Below are 17,587 nucleotides of genomic sequence, written 5' to 3'. Positions count from 1 at the left end.
GCCTGTTCGCTACCATTCAGGTAACGTTGGGGGATGCAGAAGACAAGTACGTTGACGGAAGTGGCCGAGGAGGCAGGCGTATCGCTGATCACGGCGTCGCGCGCGCTGCGCGGCGTGGGGCGCGTGGCGAAGGAGACGCGGGAACGCGTGCTCGCGGCGGCCGCGAAGCTGGACTATACGCCGGACATGATCGCGCAGAAGATGCGGGGCGGGAATTCCGGCCTGATCGGCGTCTTCGTCAACGGCTTCCGCTCGCTCGTGATGCACGAGCTGCTCAGCGCCCTCAACGACGAGGCGCGCCGGCTCGGCTTCGACCTCATCGTCTTCAACGCCGACCACTTCGACGATTCGCGCCGCGCCGGCACGGCCGAGATGCTGCGCAAGCTGTGCGACGGCCTGCTGCTCCTGTTGCCGGATGCGAACGACGGCCTGCTGGTCAAGCTGGAACGCGCGCACGCCCCGTGCGTGCTGGTGAGCTTCGCCGCGCGCCCGATCGACCTGCCCGTCGTCCTCGGCTCCAACCGCATGGCGGCGAAAGGCGCCGTCGAGCACCTGCTCGGGCTGGGCCACCGCCGCATCGCGTTCATCGCGGGCACGTCGTTCACGGGCCAGAGCGAGGAACGCCAGCGGGGCTACGAGGATGCGCTGCGCGCGGCCGGCATCGCGATCGAGCCGGCCTATTTGCGCCAGGGCGATTTCAACGATGCCAGCGGCTTCACGGAGACGCAGGCGCTTCTCAAACTGCCGACACCGCCCACCGCGATCTTCGCCGCCAACGACGCGATGGCGTTCGGCGCCATGGATGCGATCTCGGACGCCGGGCTGAAGGTCCCGGACGATGTTTCCGTCGTCGGCTTCGACGACGTGATCCGCGCGGCCGTCGTCTTCCCCAAACTGACGACCGTGCGCCAGCCGCTGAACGAGATCGCCGTGCGCGCCGTGGCGGAACTGGTCGGCGCCATGCGCAACGGCCGGGCCGAGGGCTTCCGCATCGAGCTGCCGGCCCGCCTCGTCATCCGCGATTCCACCGGGCCTGCACCGAAGGGCTGACGGCCCTGATGGCATCGTTACCACGAAGTTCTCCGCTCTGAATCGACCATCGGGTTGAGCGAAACCCTATTGTCTTTTGCGAACGTGAGTGGTAACGTTGTCACACTCATCAGGGAGACGACATGAATCGACGGAATGCGCTGACCCGCGGGCTGGGTGCGCTGGCGCTGCTGGGCACGCCCGGCCTGCGCGCGGCGGCCGGGCCGGCGGGGGAGCAGGGCAGTGCGGCCCCGGCGCCGCGCGTGCCGAAGCGCTACCTGCGGTCCGTCGTCGACGAGGCCCTGCTGCGCCGCCGTCTGCTGCCGCCCGGCGCCTGGCATCCCTATCCGCGGGCGGGCGACCGTACTGCCTGGGCGCAGGTGCCGGCCGACGTGGCCGCGGCGTTGATCGCACGGGCCGACGCCTGGCTGGGCACCGAGTGGCCGCAGCTGCCGGCCAGCCTGTTCCTGGAGTTTGCGGAAAACGGCAACCGCACGCATTACGAACAACGCTATTTCGAGCGCCGCAGCCGGCTCGCGGGCCTCGTGCTGGCCGAATGCGTGCAGGGGCAGGGCCGTTACGTGCACGCGATCGCGGACGGCGTCTGGCTCGTGTGCGAGGAAACGTTCTGGGGCCTGCCGGCCCACAGCGGCATGCAGAAGCGCGGCGTCGGCCTGCCCGATGCGGGCGAACCCGTGATCGACCTGTTCGCAGCGGAGACGGGCGTCACGCTCGCGTACGTGCACGAACTCGTGGGCGACCAGCTGCGCGCTGTGTCGCCGCTGCTCCCCGTGCGCATCGCGGCCGAGGTGAAGCGGCGCATCCTCGATCCCGGCCTGGCGCGCGACGATTTCAAGTGGATGGGCCTGAAGGACAAGAAGGAACCGCTGAACAACTGGACGTCGTGGATCGCGTCGAGCTGGCTGGAGGCGAACCTGCTGCTGGAGACGGATCCGGCGCGCCGCATCGCGTCCACCTTGAAGATCTGCGGCTGCCTGGACGGCTTCCTGGCCGATTATTCGGACGACGGCGCGTGCGAGGAAGGACCGGGCTACTGGACGCTGTCCGCCGGTCCTTATCTGGACAGCCTGATGGCGCTGGACTCGGCGACCGGTGGCGCGCTTAATCTGGCGACCGATCCGTTCGTGCGCCGCATGGGCCATTACGTGCTGGACGTGCACGTGGCCGGCGACTGGTACGTGAACTATGGCGACGCACACGCGAAGGTGCACCATTCGCCGCCGCTGCTGCACCGTTTCGGCCGCGCCACCGGCGACGCCGACCTGGCTGCGTTCGGCGCATTCCGTGCCTCCGCGCGCGGCGTCAACCTGTCCGACCAGGGACGGCTCGCGCGCGACGTGGCCGACGTGCTGGAGGTCGCGCGGATGCGGGCGACACCAGGGCGCGACGCATTGCAGCGCGCGTCCTGGTATCCCGCTCTCGGCCTGATGACGGCGCGGGCCCAGGGCGGATCGGACCGGGGATTCTTCCTCGCCGTGCAGGCGGCGTCGAACGCGCGCAGCCACGGCCACCACGATTCCGGCAGCTTCATCGTGTTCCACGACGGCCAGCCGGTGTTCGTGGATCCCGGCGTCGAAGCCTATACGGCGAAGACGTTCAGCAAGGACCGGTACACCATCTGGACCATGCAGTCGGGCTGGCACAACCTGCCGCTCGTGGACGGCCGGATGCAGGTTGGTCGTGATGCACGCGACCGGGCGAGCAGGGTACGGGTCGACGATATGGGGATGACGATGGACCTCTCCACCGCGTACGGTCCGGAGGCGGGCATCAGGACGTGGGAGCGGCGCATCGCCCTGGACCGCGCTGCCGGCAAGGTGAACCTGCGCGAGACGTTCGCGCTGGCCCGTCCCGCGCCGGTGGCCCTCGTCTTCGTCACGCCGCGCAAGCCCGATGCGGCGCAGGCGGGCGTCGTTTCCCTTCCGGTGGCCGGCGGTCGTGCCGTGCACCTGAGGTTTGATCCCCGCGCGCTGCGTGCCGACGTCGAACGGCTGCCGCTGGAAGACGCGGGCCTGAAACATGAATGGGGCGACGTGCTGTACCGCATCCGGCTGGCGTCCGCGCAGCCGCTCGGTACCGGCGATCTCGCCATCTCGATAGCGACATGACATCAGAAGGAGTCACATGAAGAAGCGAACGATGGCGGCCATCCTGGCGGGCGGCATGCTGCTGCTGGCCGGCTGCGCGGACATGGCGGGACATCGCGCGGCCGTCCCGGCGCAGGAAGCGCGCACGACGATCCCGACGCGGGCCGAAGCGCTCGCCGTCATCGACAAGGTGAACGGCTACTGGCAGCGCACGACGCCAGCGACGGAATGGTCGTTCTGGAACGTGGCCGTCTACCACACGGGGAATCTCGCCGCCTACGAGGTCACGCGCAACGAGGCGTATCGCCAGTATTCGGAACGGTGGGCCGAGTACAACGGCTGGAAGGGCGCGAAGTCCGACAACAAGGCCGAGTGGAAGCTCACGTACGGCGAAACGGACGACCACGTGCTGTTCGGCGACTGGCAGGTCTGCTTCCAGGCGTATCTCGACCTGTATCGCCTCGGCCCGCAGGATCCGCGCCGCGTCGCCCGTGCGCGCGAGGTGATGGGCCACGAGATCGGCACGGACCGCGTCGATTACTGGTGGTGGGCGGACGGCCTGTACATGGTCATGCCCGTGATGACGAAGATGTACCACCTGACGGGCGACCGCCGCTACCTCGACAGGATGGTCGCGTATTTCGAGTACGCGAACGGTCTGATGTACGACAGTGAAACGCACCTGTACTACCGCGACGCGCGCTACGTCTATCCGAAGCACCGGAGCGTGAACGGCAAGAAGGACTTCTGGGCGCGCGGCGACGGCTGGGTGTTCGCCGCGCTGGCCAAGGTGCTGGCGGACCTGCCGCGCGACGATCCGTACCGGCCGATGTTCGAGGAGCGCTTCCGCGCGATGGCGCAGACGCTGCAAGGCATCCAGGCGCCGGAGGGTTACTGGACGCGCAGCCTGCTCGACCCGGCCCACGCGCCGGGCCCGGAAACGAGCGGCACCGCGTTCTTCACTTACGGCATGCTGTGGGGTATCAACAACGGTCTGCTGGACCGCGGCACGTACCTGCCGGTGGCGGCGAAAGGCTGGGATTACCTGACCCGTACGGCCATCCAGCCGGACGGCAAGGTCGGCTACGTGCAGCCCATCGGCGACCGCGCGATCCCCGGCCAGGTGGTGAATCGCGATTCGACGGCGCATTTCGGCGTGGGCGCGGTGCTGCTGGCCGCATCCGAAATGGCGAAACTGGCCCACTGATTCTCTCCTTCGCGAACCTCCGCGTTCGTGTTCGACCTGCCCAGGGATGGCAGGTCTTTTTTTTTGAAAAAGCTTGCGCTTTTTTTAAGCTGCGGCGATGCTTTAGCTCTTGTTAGTGGGAAACGCGTCCATGTTGGAAGACAAAAGCGCCCACGCCGTCGGTACGTTGCGCTACACGACGGCGGGCCTCGCCATCGTCCTGTTCTGGCTGCTGTTCGGCGAGTTCGCCATCGCCTTCCGCGACCGCTCGGCCATCCCGGGCGTCATGGAACTGCTGCGGCAGCACCACGCCAGCGATACGATGATCGCCGTGCTCGTGTCCGCGCTGCCGGCGCTGCTGGGCGCCGTCCTCGTGCCCATCATCGGCTTCCGCTCCGACCGTTTCCGCAGCCGCTGGGGCCGGCGCCTGCCGTTCCTGATGGGGATCACCCCCGTCGCCGCGCTCGTCCTCATCGCCCTGGGCAACTGCGCCACGTTCGGCCGCGTCACCGACCAGCTGCTCGGAACACTGTCGCCCGGCGTGGACACGTGCGTGCTCGCGTGGTTCTGCCTGTTCTGGACCGTGTTCGAAGGCGTCGCGCTCGTCACGCTCGCGCTGTACGCGGGGCTCGTGAACGACATCGTCCCGCGCCCCGTGCTGGGGCGCTTCTACGCGGGGTTCCGCATCGTCAGCCTCGTCGCCGGCATCCTGTTCAACCTGTGGGTCTTCCGCCTGACGGAACACCATCTGCGCGAAGTCTTCCTCGGCATCGGCCTGTTCTTCGGCGTCGCCGTCATGCTCATGTGCCTGCGCCTGAAGGAGGGGGAATACGGCCCGCCGTCGGTGGACGGCCAGGACGCCGTGACGTGGCGCGCAATGGGCCGGGCGTACTGGCGCGAATGCCTGTCGGACCGTTACTTCCTGCTCGTGTTTTTCGCCCTGACCGCGTCCGAGCTGACCTTCATGCCGTTCAATACGTTCTCGCAGCTGTACGCGGAATCGATCGGGATGGACAAGGCCACGCTGGGCCGGCTGCTGGCCCTGTCGTACACCTTGTCGATCGGGCTGTCGTCCGTGATCGGCTGGCTCGTCGACCGCTACAGCGCCGCCATCGTCACCGTATGGTCGATGGGCCTGTACCTGTGCGTGGGGGCCGGCGGCTTCCTCGCCGTGCACGATCTGCAGAGTTTTTCCATCGTCTACGTGCTGCACGCCGTCGTGGCGGGCACGTATTACACGGCGTCCGCGTCGCTGCCGATGGTGCTGTTCCCGCGCGCCCGCTTCCTGCAGTTCGACGGCGCCAAGCGCTTCCTGTTCTCCACGTCCAACATCGTGCTGAGCTTCCTGCTCGGCCCCCTGCTGGACGCGACCGGCCACTTCTACGGCCTGACGCTGCTCGTGGGCGGCCTGCTCGCGGGGACCAGCCTGATCATGTTCAGGACACTGGCACGCGCCGCGCGCGGGCGGGTCGGCGCGGCGTCGTCGGCGTAGCCTCGGCCTGCGGCGCGGGTCCCGTCGAATCGCGTACGGTGAGCTTCGCGGGAAACGCGATGCGCGCCGGTCCCGTCGTCTGGCCCGCGATCATGCCCACCACTTCGCGCACGGCATAGGCGGCGATGGCATCGAACGGCTGGTGCATCGTCGTCAGTTTCGGGAAGACGCAGCTGGCGGTCGGGATGTCGTCGAAGCCGATCACGGAAATGTCGTGAGGGACCTTCAAACCGCGGCTGTTGATGGCATCGATGGCGCCGAACGCCATCTCGTCGTTCGCGGCGAAGATGGCGGTCGGCGGGACGGGGAGGGCGAGCAGCTGCTCCGTCGCCGCATAGCCGCCCGGCTGCACGAACGCGCCGTTGACGACGAGCGCCGGGTCGGGCGTAATGCCGGCCGCCTGCAGCGCATCCACGTAGCCACGTTCGCGTTCCGCGCTCTGGCCCGTGCCCGGATTGCCGGCGATGTAGGCGATGCGGCGGTGGCCCAGCTCCAGCAGGTGAGTCACGGCCACGCGCGCGCCGAGGCGGTTTTCCGCCGCCACGACGGGTACCGCGAGGGGGCGCGCGTCGAAGCAGATCACGACGCTGGCCACCTGCTGGCGTTCGATGGCGTCCAGGAAGCGGTCGTCCGCGCCCGGCATCACGACCATCAAGCCGTCGCACAGCTTGCCCAGCAGGTCGCACGTCGCCATGCGGTCCGGGCTGTCGAAGCGTTCCGCGTTGAACAGCAGCAGATCGTAGCCCTGGGCACGCGCATGCGTGGAGAGGGCGCGGATGATCTCGTGCAGCACCACCGGGCCGTAATTGTTGACGAATACGCCCAGCAGCCGGCTGCGGTCCCCGCGCATACGCCGCGCCAGCGGATCGGGCGTGTAATTCAATTGCGCGGCGGCGGCCATGATGCGCTCGCGCGTCTCGGCCGACACATAACCTGCGCCGCGGATGGCGCGCGATGCCGTGATCGGGGCCACGCCCGCGAGCCGGGCGACTTCACTGAGTTTGCTGACTTTACGCATGGAGGGAAGTCTGACGGAAAAATGAGACAACGTACATCACAAAATTCGTCAAAGGTATGACCGTTTGACATGGCTGTCGTTGTTGCGCGACACGAAATTTGTCAAAATGACTTGCTATGTTCAGCAAAAACAAGGACTTGCGTGCCGATTTGATTCGTGTGCGCACTATTGCCCTTTAATAATCGCTTGTGGTAACGTGACCACCAGCCGGCGTAAAGACCACAGCAATAGTGCCCCAGACCGGCACCCCATGTTCCAATAACGACACAAGAATGGAGACAAGATGAACAAGAAGTTGCTCGCCACGCTGCTGCCGATGGCGCTGGCCGCCGCCTATGGGAACCAGGCCCTGGCACAGGAGGCGTCCATGCCCGCCGCTCCCACGACCGCACCCGCGACCGAGCCGGCACCGCCGGCACCGCCGGCCGCCGATGCCCCCGCAGCGACGACCGTCGTCGTCACGGGCTTCCGTTCCAGCCTGCAGAAGGCGCTGAACCTGAAACAGCAGGCCATCGGCGTGCGCGATTCGATCGTCGCCGAAGACATCGGCAAGTTCCCCGAGGCGAACGTGGCCGAGTCGCTGCAGCGCGTGCCGGGCGTGATCCTGAACCGCGACGAAAGCTCGGCGGAAGGCCAGCGCATCTCGATCCGCGGCCTGCCGACGGAATACACGGTGACCACGCTGAACGGCGCGCCCGTGAACACGACGTCGACGAGCACGATCGGCAGCGCGGCGCGTGGCTTCAACTACGACGTGTTCGCGTCCGAACTGTTCGGCCGCGTCGACTTCTACAAGTCCCCGCTGGCCGAACTGCCGGAAGGCGGCATGGGCGGCGTCGTCGACCTGCAGACGCCGCGCCCGTTCGACAATCCGAAGCGCACCGTCCGCTACGGCGTGTCGGCCGCCTACAACACGATGTCGGAGAAGACCGATCCGAATCTGTTCGCCCTGTATTCGAACACGTGGGGCAACTGGGGCTTTCTCGCCGGCGCGTCGCATTCGAAGGCCGTCAACAACCGTTCCGGCTTCGAGGCGACGGGCGGCTACAACAGCTCGCGCCGCGGCAGCGCATCGCCCGTGCTGGGCAACTTCGCCATGCAGCTCGACTACGACGATCCCCGCGCGAACCTGTCCGGCTACACCCGCGACCAGATCGACAACGCGCTGCTGCCCCGTATCTACCGCTTCTACGGCTCGCAGAACCGGCGCACGCGCGACGGCCTCGTGACGTCGCTGCAGTACAAGGAAGGCGGCCTGAATATCAGCCTGGACGGCCTGGCTTCGCAACTGCAGAACAGCCGCGACGAACTCTATTACGGCATCCTGATCCGCAACAGCAAGACGACCAACCGCAACGCCCCGGCCGGCCAGTCCGGCCACAACGGCCTCGTGCCGCTGGACGTGCACATCGACCCGGCGTCGAACCTGCTGACGGGCACCTTCGGCAATACGTCGTACAGCAGCGGCGTCACCTACGGCGAGGACAAGACGAAGTTCGGCTACCTCGCGTTGAACGGCCGCTGGGAAGTGAAAAAGGGCACCGTGCTGACCGGCCAGCTGTCGGCCAACAACAGCGACGCGAAGAGCTACCAGGACACGCTGTCGGGCCAGATCTTCGGCGTCGATTCCACCATCGACTACGGTTCGGATCACGTGTACCCGTCGATGTCGTCGACCGTCGACTACACGAATCCCGCCAACTTCACGGGCTTCGACATCAACACCGGCTGGACGCGCGAGACGGACAAGGGCCGCCAGGCGCGCCTCGTGCTGGACCAGGACTACGACCTGTGGGGCGACTGGACGGGCCACTTCAAGGGCGGCGTCGTGTACGTCGACACGACGAAGACGATCGAGAAGCGCAATGCCACGTCCGCGATGGTGGCCAAGCTGAAGTCGTTCGGCGACGCGGGCCTGCGCAGCAACATGGTGACGACCCTGCCGGTCCCGAACCTGGACATGGGCGACGGCTGGCCGCACAAGTTCGGCACGTTCACGCGCAGCTACGCCTACTCCACGTACGACCCGGTGGCCTTCAACACGCCCGCCGCATTCACGCCGGCGCAGAGCTTCGGCGCGGAAGAGAAGGTCACCACCGGTTTCGTGCAGTCCGACTTCAAGGGTGAAGTGCTGGCGCGCGAACTGCGTATCAATGCCGGCGTGCGCTGGGCGCAGACGAAGCTGGGCATCGACAACTACAAGAAGTCGGGCGCGGGCGGCACCTACCTGCCGAACCAGGAACACGGCAAGTACACGAACGTGCTGCCGGCCGTCAGCGCCGCGTACGACGTGGCGGAAGACCTGATCTGGCGCGCGTCGTACGGCAAGACGATCAGCCGCGCGTCGCTGTCGATCATCGCCGCGCAGACCGTCATCCCGAACCCGTTCGACAACACGGCCACCGCGGGTAACCCGAACCTGAAACCGCAGCAGTCGAAGAACCTCGACACGAGCCTGGAATGGTACTTCAAGCCGGGCAGCCTCTTGTCCGCCGCGTACTTCAAGAAGGAGCTGACCGACGCCACCGTGTCGAGCACGACGCAGACCACGTTCGGCGCACTGGGCCTGCCGGATACGGCGCTGGGCGCGATCTTCCAGGACAAGAACGGCAAGGTCGACCCGAACCTGCCGATGAACCTGCGCACCTACGGCAACGCGGGCCAGCAGACGTTGAAAGGCTATGAACTGGCGTACCAGCAGGACTTCAACTTCCTGCCCGATCCGTTCAAGGGCCTGGGCGCGCTGGCCAGCTACACGCACATCGACCCGTTCAACAGCCAGAAATGGATCACGACGGCCGGCAAGGAAATCGAAGTCAACTCGGTGCCGAAGTACGCGTACAGCTTCACGACCTATTATGAGCGTGGCCCCCTGGCGATGCGCCTGTCGTACAACTACAAGGGCCGCTCGCTGCACGGCGACAATCCGAAGAACAACGGCGACGATTTGATCCGCTGGCGCGCCGCCCGCGGTTACCTGGACGGCACCATCAGCTACAAGCTGACCGAGAACCTGGAGCTGCGTCTGGACGCACTGAACCTGACCAACACGCTGTCGTACGATTACTTCGAGGATGCGACGGGCAAGTACGGCGACGGCCACCGCACCCGCATGGACTATGCGAAGTATGACGGCCGCACCATCAAGTTCGGCCTGCGCGGCAAGCTCTAAACTTTTACGATCGACGACATGACCATCAGCTTCCAACGCCGCCGCCTGCTGCAGGGCGCGGCTGCATCTGCGCTCTTGCCCGTCACGGGCACCCTGCACGCGGCCGCCTCCCAGCGCTTCGCGATCGGCGACCACGACTTCCTGCTGGACGGGAAGCCGATCCAGATCCGCTGCGGCGAGATGCACTTCGCCCGCGTGCCGCGCGAGTACTGGTCGCACCGCCTGAAGACCATCAAGGCGATGGGCCTGAATGCGGTGTGCGCCTACCTGTTCTGGAACTACCACGAATGGAGAGAGGGCCGCTACGACTGGGCCGCGCAGCGCGACGCCGCCGAATTCTGCCGCCTCGCGCAGCAGGAAGGGCTGTGGGTGATCCTGCGCCCGGGGCCCTACGCCTGCGCCGAGTGGGAAATGGGCGGCCTGCCGTGGTGGCTGCTCAAACACGACGGCGACTCTTTCCTGCGCACGCGCGACGAAGCCTACCTCGCACCCGCGCGGCGCTGGCTGAAGGAAGTCGGACGCGTGCTCGGGCCGCAGCAGGTCACGCACGGCGGAAACATCCTGATGGTGCAGGTCGAGAACGAGTACGGCTTCTTCGGCGACGACGTGGGCTATCTGCGCGTGCTGCGCCAGGCGTTGCTGGACGCCGGTTTCGACGTCCCGCTGTTCCAGTGCAATCCGACGAACGCGGTCGCACGCACGCACATCCCGGAACTGTTCTCGGTGGCGAACTTCGGCAGCGATCCGGCGGCCGGCTTCAAGGCGCTGGACGCCGTGCAGAAGGGGCCGCGCATGTGCGGCGAGTACTACTCCGGCTGGTTCGACACCTGGGGTTCGCCGCACCGCCGCGGCGGCGTGGAAGGTGCGACGAAGGACATCGCGGCGATGCTGAAGGCGAACGGTTCGTTCAGCCTGTACATGGCGCACGGCGGCACGACGTTCGGCCTGTGGGGCGGCTGCGACCGCCCGTTCCGGCCCGATACGACGAGCTATGACTACGATGCGCCGATCAGCGAGGCCGGCTGGATCGGCGAAAAATTCGATGCGTACCGCGCCGCGATGACGCCGTTCCTGGCACCGGGCGAAAAGCTGCCGGAGCCGCCGCCGCGCATGCCGACGATGACGATTTCTCCGTTCGCGCTGGCGGAATCCGTGTCCGTGAAAGCGTCCCTGCCGGCGCGCGTCATCAAGGACGTGTCGCCGCGTCCGATCGAGCAGTACGACATCAGCCGCGGCCTCGTGTCCTATCGCGTGACCCTGCCGGCCGGCCCGGCGGGCGTCGTCGAAGTGGCGCGGGCGCGCGACCTCGCGTGGATCACGCTCGACGGCAAGCAGATCGGCACCTTCGACACGCGCTACCGCCGCTACAAGGTCGACGTGCCGGCCCGCAGCAAGCCGGCCGTGCTGGAGATCCTGTTGTACACGATCGCGCGCGTAAACTTCGGCCCCGAAGTGCACGACCGCAAGGGCATTCACGGTCCGGTGACGTTCACGCCGAAAGGGGCGGCCGCGCAGCCGCTGGAAAACTGGGAAATCCGCGCGCTCGATTTCGACGCGGACGGTGTGCTTCCCGCGCTGGCGTTCAAGAAGGGCCGCGGCAAGGGTGCGGCATTCTACCGCGGCGGGTTCGACGCGGCGCGCACGGAAGATACCTTCCTCGACATGTCCGCGTGGGGCCAGGGCGTCGTGTGGATCAACGGCCGCTGCCTAGGCAGGTTCTGGAGCATCGGCCCCACGCAGACGATGTACCTGCCGGGACCGTGGATCCGCAAGGGCCGCAACGAGGTCGTTGTCCTCGACCTGACGGGACCGCGCGGGCAGGGCACGCCGACGATCTCCGGCCTGGAAATCCCGATCCTCGACCAGCTGCACCGCGAACGCGACTTCCCGCGTCCGCCCAGCACCGCACGCGTGCAGCTGGATGGCGTGAAGCCGGCCCATGAAGGCGAATTCGCGCCAGGCTCGCAGACACAGGACGTGCGCTTCGCGGCGGCAGCGAAGGGCCGCCAGTTCTGCCTGGAGTCGCTCGACGCTTTCGACGGCAAGCCGTACGCCGCGGTGGCGGAACTGTCCCTGCTGGACAAGGACGGCAAGACGCTGGACCAGTCCAACTGGACCATTGCCTGGGTCGACAGCGAGGAAGCGACGAAGGAGGACGGCGGCGCGCTGAATGCCATCAATGGCCAGAACAGCGATTACTGGATCACGGCGGACAAGGCCGCGTATCCGCACCGCCTCGTGATCGACCTGGGACGCAGCATGGACGTGGCGGGCCTGCGCTACGTGCCGCGCCAGGGGCCGGACGGCGTCGCGGGACGCATCCGCCACTTCCGCGCCTACGTGGGCGATACTCTGGTCGTGGAAAAATAATGAACGAAGGAGACGCATGAAACGACGACACTTCATGGGCAGCTTCGCGGCCGCCGCCGGTGCGATGGGCCTGAAGGGGGCGGATGCCGCCACAGGAGGGGCCACCCCGGCAGCGCGCAACGCGGGCAATGATCGCGAGTGGATGCTGAACCTGCTGCGCCGGATGGCCGAGCCGGTGCTGGAAGCGATGGCGAAGGGCGAGCTGAAAAAACGCTTCGCGCTGGAACTGAGCCCCACGTGGGACGGCCGCAGCCCGCAGGTCGCGTACCTGGAATGCTTCGGGCGACTGATCGCCGGCATCGCGCCGTGGCTGGCGCTGCCCGACGATGCGACGCCGGAAGGCCGGCTGCGCGCGCGCCTGCGCCAGCTTGCGTTGCAGTCGTATGCGCACGCCGTCGATCCCAACAGCCCGGATTACCTGTCCTGGCGCGAGCACGGCCAGGCGCTCGTCGACTCGTCGTATTTCACGAACGCGCTGCTGCGTGCGCCGAAGGCGTTGTGGGATCCGCTCGACGCGACGACGAAGCAGCGCATCGTCACCGAGATCAAGGGCCTGCGCCGCGTGGAGCCGCCGTACATCAACTGGATGCTGTTCGCGGCGATGAACGAAGCGTTCCTGCTGTCGGTCGGCGAGCAGGCCGACCCGATGCGCACGAACGTCGCGATCCGCAAGGTGAACGAGTGGTACGTGGGCGACGGCTGGATCAAGGATGGCGAGACGTTCCACTTCGATTACTACAACTCGTACGTGATGTACCCGATGCTGGTCGAGATCCTGGAGGTGCTGGAGCGGCACAATGCGCCGTTCTGGAACGGCAAGCCGGCGGACCTGCGCGCCCAGGCTCTGAAGCGCATGCAGCGGTATTCGGAACACCTGGAGCGCTTCATCTCGCCGACGGGCACGTATCCGCCGATCGGACGTTCGCTCACGTACCGCACGGCCGTGTTCCAGCCGCTCGGGCTGCTGGCCTGGCGCAAGCAGCTGCCGGCCAGCCTGCCGGAAGGGCAGGTCAGGGCGGCGCTGCAGGCCGTGCACGAGGCCGTGTGGTCGGACCCGACGAACTTCACGAAGGACGGGTACCTGACCATCGGCTTCGTCGGTCACCATCCGGCGCTGGCGGACATCTATTCGAACAACGGCAGCATGTACATCGCCGCGGAAAGCCTGCTCGCGCTGGGCCTGCCGGCGGGGGATTCCTACTGGACGAGTCCCGCCCAGGACTGGACGCAGAAGAAGGCGTTCGCGGGCAGGGCATTCCCGAAGGATTACGCCGTCAACTACTGAAAAGTACCGGGCGCCCATGCGGTGCGCATCGTCTTATATGTTTTTGGCATGCCAGAGCGTAAAGAAGCCATAGTGGTAACGATTGCACTGCTACGTACAATAAATCCCGGAGGGCGTAAAGACAACGGCGATCGCGACGCCAGGGCCCCCTTTTTGCGTCGCGATGCGACAACGTTGTCGCCCCGTAAGAACCACATATTCGAATAACGGAGATTGGAGACAAGGATATGATCAAGAACCGGATCAGCAAGACCATACTGGCGACGGTGATCGCCGAGCTGTGCGTCACGGCGTATGCCGGCGCGCAGACCACGAACGAACAGCCCGCGGGCGGCGACGTGCAGCAGGTGGTCGTCAGCGGCATCCGCGCGTCGCTGTCGTCGTCGCTGATGACGAAGCGGCTGCAGGACGGCGTGGTCGATGCCGTGTCGGCCGAGGATGCCGGCAAATTCCCGGACACGAACATCGCCGAATCGCTGCAGCGCGTGACGGGCGTGCAGATCCAGCGCAACAACGGCGAGGGCCGCTACATCTCCGTGCGCGGCCTCGGACCCGAATTCAATAACGTCCTGCTCAACGGCCGCACGATCACGAGCGATACGGGCGGACGCGAATTCTCGTTCGACGTGCTGTCGTCCGACCTGATCTCCAAGGCCATCGTGTACAAGACGTCGCAGGCCTTCCTGCCGGAAGGCGGTATCGGTTCGACGGTCGACATCCAGACGGCGCGCCCGCTGTCCGGCAAGGCCGGCCAGTCGACCGTGCTCAACGTGTCGGATTCGTGGGACTCGAATTCGCGCAAGAACACGCCCAACCTCAGCGCCCTGTACTCGTACGCGAACGCGGAAAAGAATTTCGGCGTGTCCGGCTCGCTGTCGTACACGGACCGCAAGTCGCGCCAATACAAAGCCCTGAACGACGCCTGGAACCTGCTGGACGTGAAGACGATCAACGGCAACCTGGATTCCAGGGGGTTGACGGCCGCCGACGTCACGACGAAGAAGCTGCTCATGCCGCAGAGCTACGGCTTCCAGAACGAAGACGAAAGCCGCAAGCGCCTGGTCGCCAGCACGACGGTGCAATACAACCCGTCGTCCACCTGGAAGATCACGGCCGACGCCCTGTACTCGCGCCTGGACCAGCGCAACAAGGTCATCGCGATCAGCGACTGGATGAATCCGACCCAGTTGAACGTGAAAGCCGACGCGAACGGCCAGGTGACGGGCTTCGACCGTCCGGGTTCGAACTTCGTCGCGAACAATCCGGGCCTGAAGGCGGCTGGCATCCTGTCCGAAGCCAATTCGAACGACATGATCGTCAAGGGCGGTGACCGCCTGTCGACCACGCTGGCCTATGGCGTGAATTCGAAGTGGAACCTGACCCCGGACTGGAAACTGGAAGCCGACCTGGCGACGTCGCGCACGGCGATCGGCTATCCCGACCTGTGGATCGTGGCCGGCATGGTGCCGAAGAACGGCGACGTGCTGACCTTCGGCTCGACGCCGACCGTGACGTTCGGCGATGGCATCGCCGATCCGGCGGCCGTGCGCGCCCACGCCGTCGGGAACACCATCGCCACCAACCACGACAAGCTGCATGAAGGCCGCCTGAACGCATCCTGGGCGACGGACATGGGCTGGTTCAAGGGCCTCCAGATGGGCACCGCGTACTCGCAGCGCAAGGTCGAGCACATCCAGTGGAGTTCCGATTCGTGGAACGCCTTCTCCGGCTACCACGTGGCGCTGCCGTCGTCGCTGTTCACCGTGACGCCGCTGGGCAATCCGTTCGGCAGCGGCGGCGGCGTGCCGGCGAACTTCCTGAGCTTCGATCCGTACGCCTACATGGCGTACCTGAACCAGCCGTCCCTGATCCCGCAATCGAACGACCCGGCCCATTACGCGGACAAGTCGATCTATCCGAACGGTCCGATGGCGATCGACTACACGAAGCCGTCGCTGTGGGCCGTGCGTGAAAAGGTGGCGAATGCCTTCGTCCAGTCGAAGTGGGAAGGCGAGGGCTGGTCCGGCGACCTGGGCCTGCGCTACATGAACGTGAAGTCGCAGTCCATGGGCACCAGCCGCATCCTGCTGTCGGCCGTGCAAAGCCCGAACGACACGACCTACATCCAGAACTGGGGCCCGATGCAGACGAATTCGGTCGACAACAGCTACAACGCCTGGCTGCCGTCCGCCAACCTGAAGATCGACCTCACGGCCGACACCCTGCTGCGCTTCGGCGCGTCGAAGACGCTGACCCGTCCGACGCTGAACCAGATGGGCGTCAGCAACTGGTATGGCGGCCGTACCGGCTACGTGACGAGCGGCGGCGGCAACCCCTACCTGAAGCCGATGCGTTCGAATAACTTCGACGTGTCGTACGAATGGTATCTGTCGAAGACGAACTACGTCAGCGGCGCCCTGTTCATGAAGAAGGTGTCGGACTTCCTGGAGACGTCGCTGCAGGACACGAAGGTGCCCCAGTATCCGAACGAAATCGTGCACGACACCCGTATCCGCAACGGCCAGAAGGGCACGATCAAGGGTGCGGAACTGGCGGGCCAGTATGCGTTCGACAATATCCACCCGCTGCTGCAGGGCTTCGGCGTGACGGCGAACTACACCTACGTGGATGCGGAAGCGAACCGCGATTCGTCCGAGGGTCCCGTGACCTGCGGTTATCCGGGCCTGTCGCGCCAGTCGTACAACGCGTCGCTGTTCTTCGAGAACAGCAAGTTCCAGGCACGGGCCAGCTATAACTGGCGCAATCACTTCTCCATCGATTGCGGCGGCGGCAGCACCTTGCCGCGCAACCGCGCGGCCTACGGCCAGACGGATGCGAGCCTGCGCTACAACCTGACGCCGCAACTGTCGCTGTACCTGGATGTCATCAACCTGACGAACGCCAAGGTGCACGAGTACGCCAACAACGACAGCCAGTTCCTCATGCTGGAAAACGACGGCCGCCGCATCAACGCCGGCCTGCGCATGCAGTTCTGACGGGGACGCCTAGTCCAGGGGTTACTGCGCGATCAGCTTGTGGTCGCGCAGCCATTCCTCGGCACGCCGCGGCCAGCGCGAAAAGTCGGCGCTGCCGCCCATGCCCGCGCCGTGGCCGCCGTGTTCGACCAGGTGCATCTCGGCCGGCACCCTGGCGCGGGTGAGGGCCTGGTAGAACAGGATGCTGTTCTCGACCGGCACGGCGCCGTCGTCCTGTGCGTGGACGAGGAACACGGGCGGCGTCTGCGCGGTGACCCGCGTTTCCACCGACATGGCCTTCACCTGTTCCGGCGTCGGATGCGCGCCCAGCAGCGCGTAGCGCGAGCCTTCGTGCGCCGCCGGCGGCGTCAATGTGATCACCGGGTAGACGAGCAGCGCGAAGTCCGGGCGCGCGCTGACGGTATCCAGCGCGGCGCCCGTGCGGCCGGCCGGATCGTCGAACAGCGTGGCCGCGCTGGCGGCAAGGTGGCCGCCGGCCGAGCTGCCCATCACGCCGACGCGGTCGGGTGCCACGCCGTAGTCGGCGGCATGCGCGCGCACGGTGCGCAGCGCACGCAGCACGTCCTGCAGCGGCGCTGGATGGCCATGGTCGGCCAGGCGGTACTTCAGCACGAAGGCGGCGACGCCGAGCTTCGACAGCCACTGGGCGTACTGTTTGCCTTCATGGTCGGACGCGAGGAACTGGTAGCTGCCGCCGGGGCAGATGATGACCGCGGTCCGGGCCGGACGGTCCGACGCCGCGGGGTAATAGGTGAGCGACGGCTGCGACACGTTGCTGATGAACGTCCCGTCGACCTTTTCCGGACCGGGATGCGGCTTCGCGTTCGGCACCCCTTCCGGCCAGAGTGGAATCACGGTCGTCTGCGCCTGGGCGCCGGCGCCGGCTGTGAGGCAGAGAAGCAGTGTCAATAACAGTTTGCGCATGGAAAAC

General features: G+C 66.4%; 10 protein-coding genes. 8 read left to right on the top strand and 2 right to left on the bottom strand.

Annotated elements, in window-relative coordinates; translation table 11 throughout:
- Nucleotides 1-33 precede the first annotated feature (33 nt).
- The 4 genes from P0M04_RS29805 (at nt 34) to P0M04_RS29790 (ending at nt 5,815) form a co-directional block, all read left to right on the top strand.
- Nucleotides 34-1,050, top strand: coding sequence for a LacI family DNA-binding transcriptional regulator (locus tag P0M04_RS29805; protein WP_259450165.1), 1,017 nt, complete (start codon nt 34-36; stop codon nt 1,048-1,050).
- 122 nt (nt 1,051-1,172) lie between these two features.
- Complete coding sequence (locus P0M04_RS29800) at nt 1,173-3,158, top strand: heparinase II/III domain-containing protein (protein WP_259450164.1); 1,986 nt, start codon at nt 1,173-1,175, stop codon at nt 3,156-3,158.
- 16 nt (nt 3,159-3,174) lie between these two features.
- Entirely contained in the window at nt 3,175-4,344 is a 1,170-nt protein-coding gene (locus tag P0M04_RS29795; protein WP_259450163.1) for a glycoside hydrolase family 88/105 protein, read from the top strand.
- A 130-nt stretch (nt 4,345-4,474) separates the two neighbouring features.
- Nucleotides 4,475-5,815 carry an MFS transporter gene (locus P0M04_RS29790; protein ID WP_259450162.1) on the top strand — a complete coding sequence of 447 codons (1,341 nt, stop codon included), beginning with the start codon at nt 4,475-4,477 and terminating at the stop codon, nt 5,813-5,815.
- On the opposite strand, the gene P0M04_RS29785 is transcribed toward P0M04_RS29790, so the two are convergent.
- Nucleotides 5,760-6,833, bottom strand: coding sequence for a LacI family DNA-binding transcriptional regulator (locus P0M04_RS29785; protein WP_259450161.1), 1,074 nt, complete (start codon nt 6,831-6,833; stop codon nt 5,760-5,762). The two genes, P0M04_RS29790 and P0M04_RS29785, sit on opposite strands and share 56 nt — an antisense overlap.
- A 283-nt stretch (nt 6,834-7,116) precedes the next feature.
- Between P0M04_RS29785 and P0M04_RS29780 the strand changes: the two genes are divergently transcribed.
- From P0M04_RS29780 to P0M04_RS29765, 4 genes are all read left to right on the top strand, one after another.
- A complete protein-coding gene (locus P0M04_RS29780) occupies nt 7,117-10,005 on the top strand; it encodes a TonB-dependent receptor (RefSeq protein WP_259450160.1) in 2,889 nt (962 codons plus the stop codon).
- Nucleotides 10,006-10,023: 18 nt separating this feature from the next.
- On the top strand, nt 10,024-12,375 hold the full coding sequence (locus tag P0M04_RS29775; protein ID WP_259450159.1) for a beta-galactosidase: 2,352 nt from the start codon (nt 10,024-10,026) through the stop codon (nt 12,373-12,375).
- 16 nt (nt 12,376-12,391) lie between these two features.
- Nucleotides 12,392-13,660 carry a DUF2264 domain-containing protein gene (locus P0M04_RS29770; RefSeq protein WP_259450158.1) on the top strand — a complete coding sequence of 423 codons (1,269 nt, stop codon included), beginning with the start codon at nt 12,392-12,394 and terminating at the stop codon, nt 13,658-13,660.
- A 227-nt stretch (nt 13,661-13,887) separates the two neighbouring features.
- A complete protein-coding gene (locus tag P0M04_RS29765) occupies nt 13,888-16,656 on the top strand; it encodes a TonB-dependent receptor (protein WP_259450157.1) in 2,769 nt (922 codons plus the stop codon).
- Nucleotides 16,657-16,677: 21 nt separating this feature from the next.
- Here P0M04_RS29765 and P0M04_RS29760 read toward each other — a convergent pair whose 3' ends face one another.
- Nucleotides 16,678-17,580 (bottom strand): alpha/beta hydrolase, encoded by a 903-nt coding sequence (locus tag P0M04_RS29760; protein WP_259450156.1) that lies wholly within the window; start codon nt 17,578-17,580, stop codon nt 16,678-16,680.
- Between the last annotated feature and the right edge of the window lie 7 nt (nt 17,581-17,587).

Origin of the sequence: Telluria mixta (assembly GCF_029223865.1) — a bacterium.
GTDB classification, from domain to species: Bacteria; Pseudomonadota; Gammaproteobacteria; order Burkholderiales; family Burkholderiaceae_D; genus Telluria; species Telluria mixta.
The sequence above is the reverse complement of the archived record's forward strand: the minus strand, read 5'-3'. Positions and strand labels throughout refer to the sequence as shown.

Coding starts and splice junctions, on each gene's coding strand:
- P0M04_RS29795 (WP_259450163.1), top strand. CDS start 3,175: ATGAAGAAGCGAACGATGGCGGCCATCCTGGCGGGCGGCATGCTGCTG.
- P0M04_RS29760 (WP_259450156.1), bottom strand. CDS start 17,580: ATGCGCAAACTGTTATTGACACTGCTTCTCTGCCTCACAGCCGGCGCC.
- P0M04_RS29785 (WP_259450161.1), bottom strand. CDS start 6,833: ATGCGTAAAGTCAGCAAACTCAGTGAAGTCGCCCGGCTCGCGGGCGTG.
- P0M04_RS29775 (WP_259450159.1), top strand. CDS start 10,024: ATGACCATCAGCTTCCAACGCCGCCGCCTGCTGCAGGGCGCGGCTGCA.
- P0M04_RS29780 (WP_259450160.1), top strand. CDS start 7,117: ATGAACAAGAAGTTGCTCGCCACGCTGCTGCCGATGGCGCTGGCCGCC.
- P0M04_RS29800 (WP_259450164.1), top strand. CDS start 1,173: ATGAATCGACGGAATGCGCTGACCCGCGGGCTGGGTGCGCTGGCGCTG.
- P0M04_RS29770 (WP_259450158.1), top strand. CDS start 12,392: ATGAAACGACGACACTTCATGGGCAGCTTCGCGGCCGCCGCCGGTGCG.
- P0M04_RS29805 (WP_259450165.1), top strand. CDS start 34: ATGCAGAAGACAAGTACGTTGACGGAAGTGGCCGAGGAGGCAGGCGTA.
- P0M04_RS29765 (WP_259450157.1), top strand. CDS start 13,888: ATGATCAAGAACCGGATCAGCAAGACCATACTGGCGACGGTGATCGCC.
- P0M04_RS29790 (WP_259450162.1), top strand. CDS start 4,475: ATGTTGGAAGACAAAAGCGCCCACGCCGTCGGTACGTTGCGCTACACG.